Source organism: Flavobacterium endoglycinae, from assembly GCF_017352115.1.
Lineage (GTDB): Bacteria > Bacteroidota > Bacteroidia > Flavobacteriales > Flavobacteriaceae > Flavobacterium > Flavobacterium endoglycinae.
The window spans coordinates 4,803,808-4,821,609 of record NZ_CP071448.1 but is presented as its reverse complement, the minus strand read 5'-3'; the positions used below and the strand labels follow the sequence as shown (position 1 = coordinate 4,821,609).

Annotated in this window: 10 protein-coding genes; 3 read left to right on the top strand and 7 right to left on the bottom strand. The window is 36.0% G+C overall.

Annotated elements, in window-relative coordinates:
- Positions 1-111: 111 nt before the first annotated feature.
- The 4 genes from J0383_RS20970 to J0383_RS20955 all read right to left on the bottom strand — a co-directional run bounded on the left by J0383_RS20970 (position 112) and on the right by J0383_RS20955 (position 6,741).
- Positions 112-1,236: a glycoside hydrolase family protein gene (locus J0383_RS20970; RefSeq protein ID WP_207295899.1), complete on the bottom strand. Its 1,125-nt coding sequence runs from the start codon at positions 1,234-1,236 to the stop codon at positions 112-114.
- Positions 1,237-1,453: 217 nt separating this feature from the next.
- Positions 1,454-3,130 carry a glycoside hydrolase family protein gene (locus J0383_RS20965; RefSeq protein WP_207295898.1) on the bottom strand — a complete coding sequence of 559 codons (1,677 nt, stop codon included), beginning with the start codon at positions 3,128-3,130 and terminating at the stop codon, positions 1,454-1,456.
- A 143-nt stretch (positions 3,131-3,273) separates the two neighbouring features.
- Complete coding sequence (locus J0383_RS20960) at positions 3,274-5,460, bottom strand: alpha-L-rhamnosidase-related protein (RefSeq protein ID WP_207295897.1); 2,187 nt, start codon at positions 5,458-5,460, stop codon at positions 3,274-3,276.
- A gap of 462 nt (positions 5,461-5,922) precedes the next feature.
- Positions 5,923-6,741, bottom strand: coding sequence for an AraC family transcriptional regulator (locus J0383_RS20955; RefSeq protein WP_207295896.1), 819 nt, complete (start codon positions 6,739-6,741; stop codon positions 5,923-5,925).
- Positions 6,742-6,841: 100 nt separating this feature from the next.
- On the opposite strand from J0383_RS20955, the gene J0383_RS20950 reads away from it, so the two are divergent.
- Together J0383_RS20950 and J0383_RS20945 are read left to right on the top strand one after the other, a co-directional pair.
- The gene (locus tag J0383_RS20950) at positions 6,842-8,056 is read left to right on the top strand and encodes an MFS transporter (protein WP_207295895.1); all 1,215 of its coding nucleotides are present in this window, start codon (positions 6,842-6,844) and stop codon (positions 8,054-8,056) included.
- A 493-nt stretch (positions 8,057-8,549) separates the two neighbouring features.
- Positions 8,550-9,920, top strand: a complete 1,371-nt coding sequence (locus J0383_RS20945) for a phosphatidylserine decarboxylase family protein (RefSeq protein WP_207295894.1) — start codon at positions 8,550-8,552, stop codon at positions 9,918-9,920.
- A 474-nt stretch (positions 9,921-10,394) separates the two neighbouring features.
- On the opposite strand, the gene J0383_RS20940 is transcribed toward J0383_RS20945, so the two are convergent.
- The 3 genes from J0383_RS20940 to J0383_RS20930 form a co-directional block, all read right to left on the bottom strand.
- Positions 10,395-11,975, bottom strand: a complete 1,581-nt coding sequence (locus tag J0383_RS20940) for a sodium:solute symporter (RefSeq protein WP_207295893.1) — start codon at positions 11,973-11,975, stop codon at positions 10,395-10,397.
- The gene (locus tag J0383_RS20935) at positions 11,972-13,036 is read right to left on the bottom strand and encodes a Gfo/Idh/MocA family protein (protein WP_207295892.1); all 1,065 of its coding nucleotides are present in this window, start codon (positions 13,034-13,036) and stop codon (positions 11,972-11,974) included. Before J0383_RS20935 ends, J0383_RS20940 begins: the two co-directional genes overlap by 4 nt.
- 154 nt (positions 13,037-13,190) lie before the next feature.
- Positions 13,191-15,701, bottom strand: coding sequence for a right-handed parallel beta-helix repeat-containing protein (locus J0383_RS20930; RefSeq protein ID WP_207295891.1), 2,511 nt, complete (start codon positions 15,699-15,701; stop codon positions 13,191-13,193).
- A gap of 419 nt (positions 15,702-16,120) precedes the next feature.
- On the opposite strand from J0383_RS20930, the gene J0383_RS20925 reads away from it, so the two are divergent.
- Positions 16,121-17,791, top strand: coding sequence for a glycoside hydrolase family 28 protein (locus tag J0383_RS20925; RefSeq protein ID WP_207295890.1), 1,671 nt, complete (start codon positions 16,121-16,123; stop codon positions 17,789-17,791).
- The last annotated feature ends 11 nt before the right edge of the window (positions 17,792-17,802 follow it).

Here is a 17,802-nt window from a genome sequence, read left to right as displayed (position 1 = left end):
ATTGTCCCTACAGGACAAACTTGCATTGGCTTAATCTTTTTGCTACCGACCTAAGACTCCTATCAGAGCCATTTTTCGTTAAGAGTGCTAGTTATTCTTCATAACTCATAACTACTTTTTCACTTTCTTCTCCGGCGGCGCCACAAAATTCAATTTGCTTTTTCCTAAATCTTTAGAAGTTGCGATTGCGATTCCTCTTTGTTCTGCTTTGTTAACCGCACAATAGAAATGATACACAACGCCATCGTGTTTTACCACAAAAGATTTATGCGCAAACAAATCGTCGTAAGGTTCAGATGATTTCACTAGATCCTCACCTTTCCAATCGGTCCAGTTTACTAAATCATTTGAAACGGCAAAACGGTTAAATGCACCTTGATTCCAACCCGTCCAGAAAGCTCCGAAATAAAACATTACCCAAGTATCATTAATACGCTGAATATACGCATCACCCGAAATTCCTTTATGATGATTGATTAAAGGTTTATTGCCATAGCGCTCCCAATGTTTCATATCGTTTGATACTGCCATCGCAATGCGTTCTGCACCTTTCGCAGGATTTATACTGTCACCACGGGCATTGTAATACATGATGAAATTGTGTCCTGTTACTTTATCTTTATCGCGAATCACACTGTTTTTATACATTGTGCTATTGTCCCACCATTTAGCATCTTTATCTTTTGGTGTTAAAACTGGATTTTCTAATCTTTGAAATTCGTGTGGTTTTGTCGGAGCTTCTTTCGTATAAGCTATTCCGATTGATAAAACGCCTGCTTCGTAACCTTTGCTGTCTCCACCAAAATAACTCATCCAGTATTTGTCATTGTATTTTTCCCATTCGTAGCTTCCGCCCCAAGTTAAGTCTTGCAACGAAATATATCCTGCTTTTTGGTTAACATCCCAGTGTTTTTCATTTTCTGAGAACGACATTACTTTTCCTAGATGTTTCCAGTCCAAAAGATTATCACTTTCTGCTAACCAAGTTTCATAACCTCTTCCGTCATAAATCAAATAGGTCATGTACCATTTTCCGTCTTTTCTAAAAACGCTCGGACAATCCATTTTATAAGAGTTGTCAGTTGGCACCATCACCAAACCGTATTTGTAGGGAGTTTTTACTTCTTCGTAAATTTCCTGCATTACGCCATCGGTAATTTCTCTTTTCTTGTATTTGGTTGCGCAACTGCTTATAAAAAGCGCTGAAACAGTAATAAGAAGATATTTAATTTTCATTTTCTTGGCTATGTTTTTGGTTGCTTTTTGCCACAAAGGCTCTAAGACTCTAAGTTTATTTTTTCTTTGCGACTTTGTGTCTTTGCGAGATTATTTTTAAGCTTAGATTTTTAGCTCTCGCAAAGTCGCTAAGGCGCAAAGTTTCTTTTCTCTATATTCTATTTTCTATATTCTATTCTTAACAATCTTGCATCTTGCTTCTTTCCTCTACCCCGTCTTACTTCTTCAATTCTTTTAATTTCGACTCCATCACGTCTTTGTTCAATTTTACTTTTACCATTCCTGTTGGGTGAAATCTTCTTTTCAAATCGATTGCATTATAAACTATGGTGTAAACGTCATTTCCTTCTGGGATTAGACACAGCGGAGTTCTCATAATATCCCACCATTTATCTACTTTGGTTTCGATTGGCAAATAATGTGCTTCTGACCAATTAATACCGTCTGCTGATAATGAATAGGCAATCATGTTTGGTAAATGATGTGACCAGCCGTCTGGACCTCCGTCAAAAATTGCGATGTACAAACCATTTGGCAATTGGCTGACAATTGGATTTTCAACAAAAAGCGGATGCATGGTTTTAATTGGCTCCAAACCTTTGTTCATTCTCAACCAAGGCCCTTCTAAACTTTTGGATTCGGCCAAAGCCACAAACCAGCCTTTTCCTGATTTCTTTGGATAATCTACCCAAGAATTAAACGGATACGCACCGCTGTAAAATCCAAAATATTTGTCGCCTACTTGATACGGAAAAAAAGAAGCTACACCTTGACGTCCTTCCCATGGCTGAGAATCTAATCCTGGTTCCATAATGATTCCTATATCTTTGTACGGACCTCCGATTCCGTTGATTCCTTCTACCGTCGATTCGCAACGCCAGATTCTTCCAAATGAGTGATTCGGTTCTATTTCTTTACTCACCGTATACGCCAAATAATAGCCGTACCATTTGTTTGCTTTTTCATTAAAAACTGGCATATACGACCAAATTGCAGCACGACGATCGTTCATTGGGTTATCATCTTCGGTTACGGCGTAAGTTCCGCTTGCTTGATATATAGTAGATTCTCTTTTCCAATGAATGGCATCCTTACTTGTCCAATGTCCGATTTTGGTTTTTACACGATCGTAATAATAATCAACTCCTTTTTCACCTGCCCTTTCAGTTGGAAACATATGATAGGTATCTCCTACTTTTACCACGCGCCCGCCTTCAAAACCTCCTTGGATTCCTTCAGTTCCTGACATTCCTTCATCAATAACGGGTTTGTTTTCTCCTCCGATAATTTCAAAAAGCGGTTTTTCATCTGAAAATCCTTCTACGATAAATGTTGGATTCCAAAGCCTCCCGTCTGGTAATTTAGCATCTCTTGCATTCAGCTGTTGATTGATTTTTAAAACTCCCAAAACAGCAAACAATCCTTTTTGATTTGGTAAAACAGTATGAATTCCTTTTCCATAAGGAATCGCATAGACATCAACAGGCGGTAAACCTGTAATGGTTACTCCATTTGAAATAATCTCATTGTTATTTCCAATTTGATTTGCTTGGAGATATTCTGAACTCTTTTCCTGAAAAACACCAATCAAAACCGTAACTGGTTCTTTAAACTTTAATTGTAACGGAGCATTTGTTCCGTTTTTATATTTATCTAAAGGCAATTCAATTCCCGTCAAACCTTGCAATTCTGGAGCTAAACGAACAATATTATGTTTGCTTCCCGAAAAAACGTGTGCATACTGACTGGTTTTGAAAGTCTTGTAATTTGATTTTACGATTTCAAATGATGCTGGTTTCCATGCGTTTTGTGTTGTTGCTTGAATGCAGAATGCCAGCACAAAGAAAATGGTTGTGTTTAATTTGAAATTGTATTTGGTACTTATTGAAAACATTGGTTTTTATTTTTTTTTTGAGTTTTTGCGTCATTGCGAGGAACGAAGCAATCACATTTGCTATATAAAACATTGCGTAATTATTAGTGAGGTTGCATCGTTCCTCGCAATGACATACTGTAACGATAAACTTAACTTAGAACTTAAATCGCTTTATAACTCACTAAATACTCCACATTCGGTTTTACGATCAATTGATATCTATTCTTTCCTAATTCTGTAATTGTTCCAGAATTTGTTTTTGGTTTGCTTGCACTTTTAAAAATTAGTTTTCCTTCTCCTTCACCTGCTTTTACTTTTATTTCTTTGGTGCTGCAATACACAGCAACTTCTCCATTTGGCGTTGGTACTTTTCCTTCCATCCATTTTAAACCACCTAAATTTGGTTTAATTTCATATTCCGAATATCCTGGAGCAGTTGGTTTTACACCCAAATAATATTTTCCAAGCAAATAAATCGGACTTGCCCCCCAAGCGTGACAGAGGCTTTTCCCGTAAGGGCGACCATACATTTCCAGATGTTCTTTCCCGCTTTGTTTTGGATCGTATTTTTCCCAAAATGATGTCGCACCAAGATTCAGCATTCCACCCCAATAATCACGAATTTCATTTAGTACAAATTTTTGTTCGTCCATGGCGCATAAGGCTTCCAACTCGTAAAAACGCATATATGGCGTTGTAATTTGAAGAACATCTTTATTCAGTAACACTTTATTTTTTACACTTTGCTTTTGTTCTTCAGTAAAATAATTGAAGAAAATACCAAACATATTAGCGTATCTGGTTACAATATTCTGCATTTTACCGTCGATACGCTGGTGCTTCATCACGTTTTCTTTTTTATCCCAAAAGACATCAAATAAATTAGTTTTTAAATCAGCAGCTAATTTTTGATAGTGTTTTTGGTCTTCATTTTTACCAGCGATTTCAGCACTAACGACCATCGCTTCTAAACTTCTTGCCAAAAGCATTTGCTCAAAACTAACTTCTCCTGTTTTTGGCAACCCGTCAGCCCAATCAATGAAAACCCAATCGCCTTCTAATGGTTCTAGAAATCCGTTTTTATTTCTTCTCTCTAAACAGAAATCCATCAATGATTTCATTCTTGGATAATAAGTTTTAATAAATTTTGTATCTCCTGTGTGCAAATAATAATCATAAACACCCACAAACCAATACAGCGAATAATCCATAATGATATTTACGTGAGCCGTTACAGGATCTTTTCCGCGAAGTGCTGACATCGTTCGTTCTACCGAAGGCGAATCAAAAAACAAATAATAATTCATCAAATAACTTTGATATGCATCACCAGACCAAACCCAACGGTCACGTTTGATTCCGTCGATAAAAAATTCGCGAGCAGTTAAATGCATCGTATAAGCCGACACGTCCCAAATTTTGTTCAATAATTGATCTGAAGATTTGAATGCGCCACGATAGTCTAATGGCAGATATTCATAAAGCATCGAAATCGAATCGTATTTTACGCCCGCATCTGCTTGTACTTGAACATAGCGGAATGCTTTTGATCCATCATTCGTATACGTTTCAGACTGATTTCCATCAAAAGATAAATGATCTAATGTTTCGCATTTAGCAGAATCCAAAGCTTCTTCACGAGATTCACCATAATAAAGTGCGACCTTGCCTTTTCCTTTTAAACCGTGGATTTTAATATATCCAAAAGTTTCTTTTCCGAAATCGACCAATTCACCACCTGCTATTTTTTCTGCTTTTTTTGCACTTAAAGGTTTTGTTGTTAGTTTGAATCCTGAAGGTTTACTTTCTGGTGAATTAAAATTCCAAGAACCAACAGGAACCCATGGCGTACCCGATTGCTGTGCTTTTCCAGCTTCGTCAATCCAAAGTTTATCTTCGTTGGTTACTTTCCAAGAAGCATCAGATTTTACATATTGACCAGAAATATAAATCGCTGGCAAGACTTCTTGATTGTAAACTTTAAAAGAAATTTTATGTTTTCCGGCTGGAATTTTTATGGATTTTGGCTGTCCGTAAACCTGAACACCATCTAAAAGCAATTGAAAAGGTCCTTCAGAGAAGATTTTTACTTCATCTGGTTTTGGAATATCTACTTCGGTTTGAAAAGTGACCAAAGCATAAGGACTATAATATTGCCAAAGTGGCGGAAATACTGCTTCGCGTTCTGTACGTCTTACTTGCATTTTATTGCTTAACCAAACTTCGAAATCGCCTGGGTACCAAATCCATGTCGCTTCTTTTGATTTCTCTTGAGCAGACAAGGAAACAGAAGGAAAGAAAATAATAAGAACCAATAAAAGTTTAAAAATGGAAAAGCGGTTTAGCATAGTAAGTGTATTTTGGGACTAAAGATAAGTGTTCTCGTCACATTTGACACCCTGTACTATCCTGCTATTTCATAAAAAACACTACTATTTGATAATTTTTTAAGGGAAAAATTACGAGTTATCACTTTTTTAGTATTAAAAAAAATGATGTTACGATTTTTATGGGACGCAGATGAAAACGGATTTACTTCGTAAAAACGCTGATAAAAACAGATTTTTTATTTTGTCCTTTTTTTTAAACACATAGAAACATAGATTTTTTAAATACTTAAAGAATTTAGAGCCGATCAAAAGATGACTAGTCATTAACACATGGCTATGTGTATTTAGATAAGTGAAACGCCTTTTTCACACATAAGAAAGACTATGATTCTATGTGTTTAAAAAATAAAAAATCCGCATCAATCCGCGTTTTCGCGATAGCGAATCCGTTTCATCAGCGTTCAATTGCACATTTAAAATCTAAGCAATAAGCTTTTCAGATTCATTTTCATCTTCTAAAATATAGTTAGAAGGCGTTGTACCCAAATGCTTTTTAAACATATAAATAAAAGCACTGGCCGTTTCGTAACCTAAATCAAGCGCGATTTCTTTTATCGATTGCTTTTCACCTAATCTTTTAATGGCTTCCAGTAATTTCATTCGGGTGCGCCAATCGCTGAAGTTCATTCCTAGTTCTTTTATAAACAAACGCGATAACGTTCGACTGCTCATAAACGAAAGTTCAGCATAATAATCGATTGTTTGTTTGCTTGAAATATCACTCATTAATAGTTCAACAACTTTTTGAAGTCTTTCGTTATTTGTGGTTGGCAGGAAAGTGGCGCTTGGAACAATTAAAGCTAATTCATCCAGAAAAACGGCAATTAGCCTTCTTTGCGAATCTGTTAAATTGCCGCTTGTTCCAAAAGAAATGATTTTAAAAACCAATTGCTTCAAAAACATCGGAATATCAAATGAAAAACTGTTCTCTGGCAATCCTTTCATCACAGACGGATCAATAAAAACACTATAATAATTGACGTCTTTCTGAAACGTTACCTGATGTTCTACTCCACCAGGAAGCCACAAGCCCTGCAGAGGATTCACCACCCAGATATGATTGCCCACCACAACATTCATTACACCACGCGTTGCATAGATTAATTGCCCTCTTGGATGTGAATGTGAAATACACATTTCGTTGGTTACCATTTCGGTATAACCAATAACAGGAATCGAGGAATCAATTTGATATCCAAAATCCGTGGCCATTCTATATGTCCGATATTGACTATTCATTGTCCAAATATAGCAATTTTGACATTCTTATTTGTTTCAATTTTGTAAAAAATTAGTGCCACTATAATTTCTAAAATTAAAATTAATCCAAAAATAACTCATGGAAACCGTTAAAGTACAACCAGAAGTAATAAAAAAAACGACGTATTCGATACTTTTTATAATCAGCTTTTCGCATTTAATCAATGATCTTTTACAAGCTGTAGTTCCGTCAATTTATCCGCTTATTAAAGATAATTTCGAATTGAGCTTTACACAAATCGGAATCATCACGTTTACTTACCAAATCGTAGCTTCTATCCTTCAGCCATTTGTTGGAATGTATACTGATAAAAATTCTAAACCTTATTCGTTAATAATCGGAATGTGTTTTACAATGACGGGATTATTTCTGGTTTCAATTGCCTCTAACTTTACGTTTTTACTAATGTCAGTAAGTTTAATCGGAATTGGATCTTCAATTTTTCACCCAGAATCTTCACGTGTAGCGCATTTAGCTTCGGGAGGAAAAAAAGGATTGGCGCAGTCTATTTTTCAATTAGGAGGAAATGCAGGAAGCGCCATCGGACCTTTATTAGCCGCATTTATTATCATTCCAAACGGACAAAGTTATGTAGCTTGGTTTTGCATTATTGCTTTAATTGGCGTTTTTACTTTGTACAGAATTGCCATTTGGTACACAGCACATTTATCTGAAAGAAATGCGAATAAAGCAGCGATGAAAATTGAAACACATCATTTATCTAAAAACCGTGTGATTGTTTCGTTAGTTATTCTATTGGTTTTGATTTTCTCAAAATACTTCTACATGAGCAGTATTACGAGCTATTATACTTTCTTTTTGATTGATAAATTCCATATCTCAATTCAGCAATCGCAAGTATATCTATTCTTGTTCTCTGGAGCTGTTGCGGCAGGAACTTTAATTGGCGGACCAATTGGTGATCGTTTTGGAAGAAAATATGTAATCTGGGTTTCTATTCTTGGAGTTGCGCCTTTTACTTTGATGTTACCATATGTTTCTTTATTTTGGGTTGGAACTTTATCTGTAATTATCGGATTGATTCTTTCTTCTGCTTTCTCTGCTATTTTAGTTTACGCAACGGAATTAATGCCGGGAAAAGTTGGTTTAGTAGCGGGTCTTTTCTTCGGATTTGCTTTCGGAATGGGCGGATTGGGTTCTGCTGTTTTAGGAAAAATCGCCGACGCCACAAGTATAGAATATGTATTTAAAATTTGTGCGTTTTTACCTTTGATTGGAGTTATTACAGGGTTCTTGCCGAATATTGAAGGGAGAAAAAATACTGAGAAATAATTTAATCTCGCAAAGTCGCTAAGACGCAAAGTTTACTTTAAATATTGTAATTGAATTGCGTCCAGCTTTAGCTGGATGAAAATTAATTAAAGCTCAAAAGGCTTTAGCCAAACTAGACGTTTTTTGGCTAAAGCCTTTTTCTATTCTTACTTTATACCTCCAGTTGAAACTGGAGGCAATTCATAAAAAACAGATAGATTTAGAAAACTATTTGCTTTTTATTTACAATACTTTTCAGAACATAGCCCAAGGTTTCAACCTTGGAACGCAATGCAAATCCGTAACAATACGTGTCCCTTGGGCTATGTTTGAATTTATTTTCGAAAAGATTTAATAAATCTTAAGAAATCCAATAAAACTTTCTTTTGCTAAAATATTAGTTTCCTATCAGCAATATTAGCGCTTCATAACACAAAATCAAGCTTTTATAACTAATTAATCTTTTTAAATTGTTTTCTAAAATACCTTCGTTATTAATTTAACCTAAAAAATTATGGAAACAACTACATTTATCAAGGCAAAACAATTATTGGGAAGCTGGTTACCCCAAGATCCCCAAATTATTGAAAATTGGACACTAAAAATAAAGGAGTTTACCAAAAAGAATCCATCACCGCTCATTCCTGAAATTGCCGATTTCCAAAATCTGGTATACTCAGATCCTGTTTTATACGCCAATGTACAGGGAATGTTTGCCGAAGCGCATTTTCTAAAAAAACAAACACCTCTACCTTGGGAACCAGAACCTGTAACTTTTGAAGATTTCCTTGTTTTATTGAACGGAATCATGCAAACCGCTCCAGAAGCTTATCAAACGGGTGCTCCCGGAAATCAAACACCTGCAGGTATGATTGGTTTTCCTATCAATGCACTTTTAGCGTGGCCAATGGCAACTAATTTTGGGTATGATGTTTTTTCAAACGCATTGGTAAATCAACAATTAAAGAAGATATTAAACTACTGGTCTAAATTTTTGGTTTCGGAGGATTCAAGATATGTTTTGATCGAAAATGATCCTTCAGAAAACGTAATTGCATGGTTGAGCGAATTAGCACAATCTGAAATGATGCAAGTTGCCCAAGGAGCTTTAGGTTTAGAACCAAATCCAATTCCTCCCTACGCTACATTCTCTGATGTTTTTCAGTCCAATCCTTCAGATCCTTATTACGGATTCAAAAGTTGGGACGATTTTTTCACTAGATTATTTTGTGCAAATATACGCCCTGTTACCGCTCCTAATGACGATTCGATTATTGTAAACGCATGTGAATCGGCACCTTTACAAGTGGCTACTAACGTATCTTTGTCTGATCAATTTTGGTTGAAAGGACAGCCTTATTCGTTAGAAAACATGATGAATTTTGATGAATTAGCGCCTCAGTTTGATGGTGGAACAGTTTATCAGGCTTTTTTGAGTGCTTTGAGCTACCACCGCTGGCATAGTCCTGTAAACGGCAGAATCGTAAAAACGGAAATTGTAAACGGTACTTATTATTTAGAAAATCTATATCAAGGTTTCTATAATCCAGACGGACCTGATTCGAGTGCGCCTAACAATTCACAGCCTTTTTTAACAGCCGTTGCAACCAGAGCGCTTATATTTATTGAAGCAGATAATCCAGCGATTGGACTTATGTGTGTAATTCCTGTGGGCATGGCAGAGGTTTCTAGCTGTCAAATAACAGTAAAAGCCGGCGACATTGTAAAGAAAGGCGACGAACTGGGAATGTTCCATTTTGGAGGTTCAACACATTGCTTGATTTTTAGACCGGGTGTTAATTTAGATTTTACAACTTATGAAAATCCAGGTTTGGACGCTCCTAATAATATTCGTGTAAACACACAAATAGCAAAAGTGGTTTAGAGTCTTAGATAATAAAAATGGTTTCATTTTTAAGATACTGACACCCCAAAGCTATTTTAAATAGTATAATTCAATTGCGTCCAGCTTTAGCTGAATGACAGATTAATATAAAGTTTAAAAGGCTTTAGCCAAACTATACTTTTTTGGCTAAAGCCTTTTTCTATTCTTGCTTTTTACCTCCAGTTAAAACTGGAAGCAATTCATAAAAAACAGATAGTTTTCATTCTAGAGAAACTATCTGTTTTTTATTTATAATCCTTTTCAGAACATAGTCCAAGGTTTCAACCTTGGGAACGCAATGCAAATCCGCAATAATACGTTTCCCAAGGTTGAAACCTTGGGCTATGTTTTAGATTCTTTGATAAAAAGAGTTTTTTTTAATCTCGCAAAGTCGCTAAGACGCAAAGCATTCATTCTAAAAACTTAAAATAAATAAACTTTGCGTCTTAGCGACTTTGCGAGCAATTTCTATTATTAATGAAAATTAAAAATTAGATATAAAACAAAGATTGTTAATCCTAAAAGCCCAAACAACAACTTCACTTTTTTACTAGTTTTAGGAATATCAGTTTCATCTGAAACATTAACTTCAGGATTTCTATCTACTAAAGAAATAACCACTGCAGCAATTAAAAGCACAGCAAAAATGTAAAACGAAATCAATAAAAAGTGAGGCCAAACTGGGTATTTATCGGCTGGGAAAATCCATAAATATAAAACCCCAACAAACAAACTAAAAGCAGAACCCCAAGAAAGCGTTGCATTTACAGCTTTTTTGGTCGTGCGTTTCCAGAAAACACTCAAAAGGAAAACAACAGATAACGAAGGCGCCAAGAATCCTAGAACCGCCTGAAAAATGTTAAATAAATTCTGTCCTTTGATATTATCAATTGCAACGGCAATCAGAATTGCAAATACGCAACCTGCAGCAATCGTTAAGCGACCAATTCTAATTTGATCTTTAATAGTCGCTGTCGGGTTGATTTTCTTTACATAAATATCATTCGTGAAAACGGTACTCAAAGCATTCAGCGAAGAACCAATTGTTCCTACCAAAACCGCAATCATTACACAGATTACCAATCCGTTCATGCCGCTTGGAAAAAGATTCGTAACCATGGTCATATAAGCCAAATCAGAGTTGCTTCCTAATTCTGGATATAAAGCGTAGCACAAAATTCCAGGTAAAATAAATAACGGAAGCGCCATTACTTTCAACCATCCAATAAAGTTAACTCCAAGTTGTCCTTGCTCTAGATTTTTCGCTCCTAAAACACTCTGCACCATCGATTGATCGGTACAGAAAAAAGCAACTGCAGCAACAGGATATCCTAATAAAATAGCCGGCCACGGATAACTTGCATCATCAGAAGGTCGAACTAAATTCCAAAAATTAGAAGGTGTTTTTGCTGCTAAAGCTTCGATTCCGCCAACCTTCTGCAATCCTAAATAGGAAAGCGTTAATGAAACAACAATCAATAAAATCATCTGAAAAACGTTGACTTTTGCAATCGCTTTTAATCCTCCTGCAAAAGTGAAAATTCCAGAGAAAATCACTAAAACGGTAACGCTCTGCCACATCGGAATTCCCAGAATCTGACGCACTAAAACGCCTCCGCTGAATAATCCTAAAGACAACCAGCTTACCAAGATTTTCACCAAAGCATACCAAGCTAAAATGTTTTGGGTACTATCACCGTAGCGTTTTCCCATATATTCGGGCATGGTGCTTACTTTACTCGCAATATAACGTGGTGCAAAAACCATCGCCAAAAGCAGTAAAAAAACAAAAGCATACCATTCAAAATTTCCTGCTACGATTCCCGTTGCATAACCAATACTGGCAAAGGCTAATAAAGAAGACGGACCCACATTGGTTCCCCACATATTAAACCCGATGCTGTACCAATTTAATGAATTTCCAGCCAGGAAAAGCGTTTCGTCTTTCTTTCGCTGCTTGACACTTACCACATAACCAATGATTAATAATGCGACCAAATAACCAGCCACAATTACAAAATCAAGCGTTGTTAATTTATTGTAGATACTGTTCATAGTCCGTATTCGTTAAGAATATCGGCAATTTTAACCGGCATTCCAGTTTGCAGCGATTTGTCCATTGCTTGTAATAAAGCTACGGTTCCAATTCCTTCTTCCATGTTTGGATACGCTTCGAAACCTTGTTCGATACTGTCTACAAAATATTCTAAATAGTTCTGATATTCTCCGCCGTGATGACTTTGTCCTTCAAAACGGAAATAATATTTTAAAGTGCTGTCGCCCCAAGTAACCACTTTTTCTTCGCCTGTTTTATCGGTAACCGCATAACGCAATTCGTGATAATCGGCTTGGCTTGCTCCTTCTGTTGCTCTTAAAATCGTACTCATTCCGCTGTCACGTTGCGCAGGCTGAGTTGGTGACGTATACACACCGCTTACACGAGCAATTCTTCCGTCTGTAGCTTTGAAGATAAAGTGCATTGTATCTTCATTTTTCAATCCCGCCGATTGTCCGTTAGCGCTGATCATTCCGTAACCCATTACTTCCTGAATGTTTGGCAAATACCATCTGATGAAATCTACAGGATGACTCAAACCTCCGTAAAGCCATTTAAACGACTGTAATAAAGACCATTCTTTCTTTAAAAACCATCTATGATCGGCGTGATATTGCGCTTCAATTGTAATTAAGTCTCCAATTAATCCTGCTTCGTAATCGGCTCTTTGTCTTTTGGCTGGTTCAAAGAAACGTGAACTTTGCCCGATGAAAACCTTTTTTCCTGTTGATTTACTTAATTCTAAAAGCTCTTTAACATCAGAAAGGTCATCGATAAACGGTTTTGTACAAACCACATGTTTTCCACTTAACAACGCTTGTTTTACATGTTGTGCGTGCAAATGATCTGGCGTGTAAATCGCGATAATATCGATTGATGCGTCGTTTAGTAAATCATCGTAATTGGTGGTGTAAGAATGAAAATCAAATTCTTTGGCTCTTTGTTTACAGATTTCTTCGTTTCTGTCGCACACTTTTACAAGTTCTAATTTTGAACTTTCTAAAGCCGCCGACATGGTGCTTCGTCCTTCTCCAAGTCCCAGAATGGCTATTTTTAACATTGGTTGTTATTTTAGGGTTTTGATAGTTATTTTTTCCGCCACGAATTCACGAATTATTTTTTGAAAATCTTTGCGATTATTTTTTCGAATAATTCGAATTAATATTCAGTTTAGATTGTAAAAAAATAATTCGTGAATTCGTGGCTAATAATATTTATTTCATTTCTACTTTGTTTAAGAAAATCCAAGTTTCGTCTGGTTTTGTGCCATCGATTCCGCTTTGGTATTTTTTCATTAAGGAATTCCAATCATCCACACGTGGATTATTTTGTGTTGTTTTCGGATTTAGTTTATCCAAATTCTCCCCTTTCGGAATACTGATGATCAAGATTAACTGACGATCTTTTTTAAATACTTGCAATTGTTGGAAATCGGCATTACAGAAACCTTTTGCAACTTCTGGCCATTTCTCGAATTGCGTTTTATGATATTCTACGTATTCTTTCTGCAGTTTTTCATCGGCAGGAAGATTGGCTGTTAAAACCACATTTTCCCAATCTGATGCTGGTTTAGAATCTTTACATCTTTCGAAGTTTTGGAAATCGTAAACCAGATCTTCATAGATTTTAATTTCTAAAGAAGGAAAAGCACCTGCCAATTTTCGCTTTGTTCTTTCCGGCTGATTCATTTTTCCGTAAATCACCAAATGATTTTTCCATTGGTACAATTCCTGACCCACGATTCTGAATCCAACTAAAGTCGATTTGATTTTTTCGATATCAAAATCAGAACCGATTAATTCGATAGCATACGGTTTTGGCATTTCCTGCAATCCCCATTTTTCGTCGATTACCACTTCTTTTTCTAGATCTTTGTAAGGCACTCTAATTCCGGCAGCATCTTTAATTTTAGTGCTTACATAAGGATCGTTGTGTTCCCAGATATTTCCTTTAGGACCGTTATGGTTTTTAAGGATTTTCTTTTCGGCAATCCAGTTGTTTTTAATCGTAAAACCTTCAGAACCTTCATCAGTATATAAATACAACCATAAAAACGGATCGTGCGCATACGGACTATTGTAAACTTTATCAATATAGTTTTCTTCGATTCGGCTTCCCGGCTGTGCAGAAAGTGTGTAGATTCCAGAAACATCGTGTAAATGTTTCGCGTAGTGATGAATTTTATTTCCTAGAATTTTATTGTTCTGCATTACGTTTGGCGTATGTGTCCAACCCCAGCCCATTGCGATTCCAGAGTACGATACATCCGAAATTTCATTGTGTTCAATCGTAATATTTCTCACGAAACCAGCACTGATTCCCAAAGTTCCCCAATCTTCATTGGTTACGTTTGTAATTAAATTATCGGCAATAACTTCATCAGAACACATTTCTCTCTCATCTTTTATAATTAAAGGTAAATGCGCTTCAAAAGCTTCTTCAGAGAAAATGCCGACATTGATGGCACTTCCGCCAATATCTTTAAATAAATTTCCTTTTACGGTATTGTGATTTGTTCCTTTATTTAAATCCAAACCAGTCGATGCCAAATGCTCAAAACGGCACGATTCAAACTGAATATTATTCGAATAATTTACTTCAACAGCTGCGCGAGGTCTTCCCACCCACGCCTGATTTTCTAAATTTGCCTGATTTGGAGTTCCAGGCTGTTTCAATTTATAAGCGTCTAACAAATACAAACCAGACTGCAACGGCACGTGACCTTGCAACGAAGGACGAAGCCAATTGCTGTATTGAAACGAAATTCCTTTAAATCTAAAATGATGTACAGGAGAATCGATTGTTCCTTTTACTTCAACTAAATTTTCTAAAACGGGAGCAGTAACCGTAACCGAATTAATCTCTTCACCAGCTCTCGGAATATAATAGATTTTCGCATTTTTCTTGTCCAAATACCATTCTCCAGGCTCGTTTAAAAGTGAAAAAGCATTGTTTAAGAAATAAGCTGAATTTCCATTGTTTTTAGAAATCCACGGCGCTGGCCACGGATGTTCGCTTTGGATACGGCTTTCTGGTTCTTCAAACGAAAGTTTTGCACTGTCTTTTTGAACTTCAATATTTTTGATACGCAAGTTGGCATTCGACCACCATTGTACAATAAACATTTCCATTCCCGGTTCGAACTTAACCGATTTATCTTTAAACGGAATCCAACAGGTTTGCTCTTCATGATCCCATGAAAGAATACGTTCCATTGTCGTTCCTGCAGTATTTTTAGCTCTTACGGCTTTTTTCCCATTTACCCACAATTGCCTGTAATCGATAATACTTCCAGCTTTTTTAGGAGCATCTGCCACCCAAACAGCACCTTTTTTAAGTCGGTTAATAACTGTTGTCGATTTTGTCCAGTTTTTAATTTCAATTCCGCCGCTGATAATGGGTCTTGCATTTACATCCGCTTCAATTGTAGTCGGACTTTCTGCTGTTCCAGAATCTTCAGGTCTTACGAATAAAGGTTCATTTAAATAATACATTCCATTCATTACAATAATACGAATACCGTCTTTTACAGAGGCATCTTTTAAACGGCGAAGCTCTCTGGCTTTTCTCATCGCCATATGAACTGTTGCCAGCGGATTCTCTTTTGTTCCTGTGTTTTTGTCGTTCCCTTTCGGGGAAACCCAAATTTCAGCTGCACTCATAGAAAACGAAATGCAGATAATTAAAAAGAAAGTCAGGATTTTAGTAAATGAATTCAAACGCATTATTTAATATTTTGATTTTTTTTGGTAAAAAATTATTAGGCAGTTAATTTTAAGCATCTATAATTCATATATAAATTTATTTTTAACACTATTACCAAATAATTCGTCCAATTTACTCGAACATAAAGTTATATGCATCCTGTACCCTCCTGTTTGAGATTTTTATTCGCCACGACTCGAGCGATAGTGAACAGGCGAAGCAATTCACGAATTTTATTTTTAACACTTTATCTAAAAATATTATTCGAATTAATTCGAAAAAATAATCGCAAAGATTTAAAAAAAGAAAATTCGTGAATTCGTGGCTATCATTTAAACTTTTTTAATAGATTTGTGTAATCGATTACATTTAACTATTGTTATTTATGTAAGAAGTAATTTTCCACATCTATAAAAATAACACCAAAAAATTACTAACAATGAAGACCAACCGACTACATCTTTTTTCTCTTGGAATCGCAATTATGCTTTGTCTGGCATCGAAAAATGCGAATGCTCAAAGCAACTTATACGACACTTATGCAAATGTTGAGTTTAGAATGCCAAAAGTTAACGAACCTGTAATTCCTGCTAATACAGTAAATCTAAAAGACTTTGGAGCAGTAAATGGTGGTTATGTTTTAAATACAAAAGTGTTTGCTGATGCAATTGAGGCGCTTTCTAAAAAAGGAGGCGGAAAATTAATTATTCCGCCAGGGATTTGGCTCACGGGTCCGATTATTTTAAAAAGCAATATAGAACTTCATGCAGAAACTGGTGCTTTAATCAAATTTTCTACAGATAAAACTTTATATCCCATTATCGAAACCAGTTTTGAAGGTTTAAATACTTGGCGATGCATCTCTCCTATTTATGGCAAAAATCTTGAAAACGTAGCTTTTACAGGAAATGGTGTTTGGGATGGTTCTGGTGAGGCTTGGAGGCAAGTGAAAAAGAGCAAACTGACTGATGAACAATGGAAGAAATTTGTGGCTTCTGGTGGCGTTTTAAATGAAAAGAAAGACAGCTGGTATCCTTCTGAACAATATTTAAAAGGTGCTAAAGGTGCAGATCAAAATGTGCGTCCAGATTTGAAAACAAAGGAAGATTTTGAAGCGATTCATGATTTTCTTCGTCCCGTTTTGGTGAGCATTCAAAACAGCAAAAGAGTGTTGTTTGACGGACCTGTTTTTCAAAATTCTCCTGCTTGGAATATTCATCCTCTATTAATTGAAGATTTAATTGTGAGAAATGTTACGGTTAGAAATCCGTGGTTTTCACAAAACGGTGACGGACTTGATGTGGAGTCTTGCAAAAACGTTGTAATCGAAAATTCAAGTTTTGATGTGGGCGACGATGCGATCTGCATTAAATCTGGAAAAGATAAAGACGGACGCGACAGAGGTGTTCCTTGCGAAAATATTATTGTGAAAAACAATGTTGTTTATCACGGTCATGGCGGTGTTACAGTTGGAAGCGAAATGTCTGGAGGGGTAAAAAATCTGCACGTTTCAAACTGTACTTTTATGGGAACTGATGTTGGACTACGTTTCAAAAGCACACGCGGACGCGGCGGAGTTGTAGAAAACATCTTTATTTCGGATGTTTTTATGACTGATATTCCTTCTCAAGCCATTTCTTTTGATTTGTATTACGGAGGAAAATCAATCGCCGAAACTTTGGCAGAAGGCGGAAATACGAAAACTACAAAACTGGTTCCTGTAAACGAAGAAACACCTCAGTTTAAAAACATTTCAATCAAAAATATTACGATTAGAGGCGCTCAACAAGCGGTATTTTTACAAGGTCTTCCTGAAATGAATTTAGAAAATATCGAGATCACAAATCTAATTGCAAAAGCAGATAAAGGCTTTTCTATAATTGATGCAAACGGAATTAAAATCAGTAATTTAAAATTAGATATCGCAGCTAAAAATGCATTTGAGATTTACAATGCTCAGAATCTTTCTTTAACGAATGTTGAGTTCAATCCTACTTCTTCAAGTGCCCTTACAATTGATGGTGGAGCAAGTAAAAATATCAATTTAAGTGGATTATCTAAAACTACTACAATTGGAAAAGATGTTCCTAAAAAGGCTGTAAAATTCTAAAAACCAAAAGT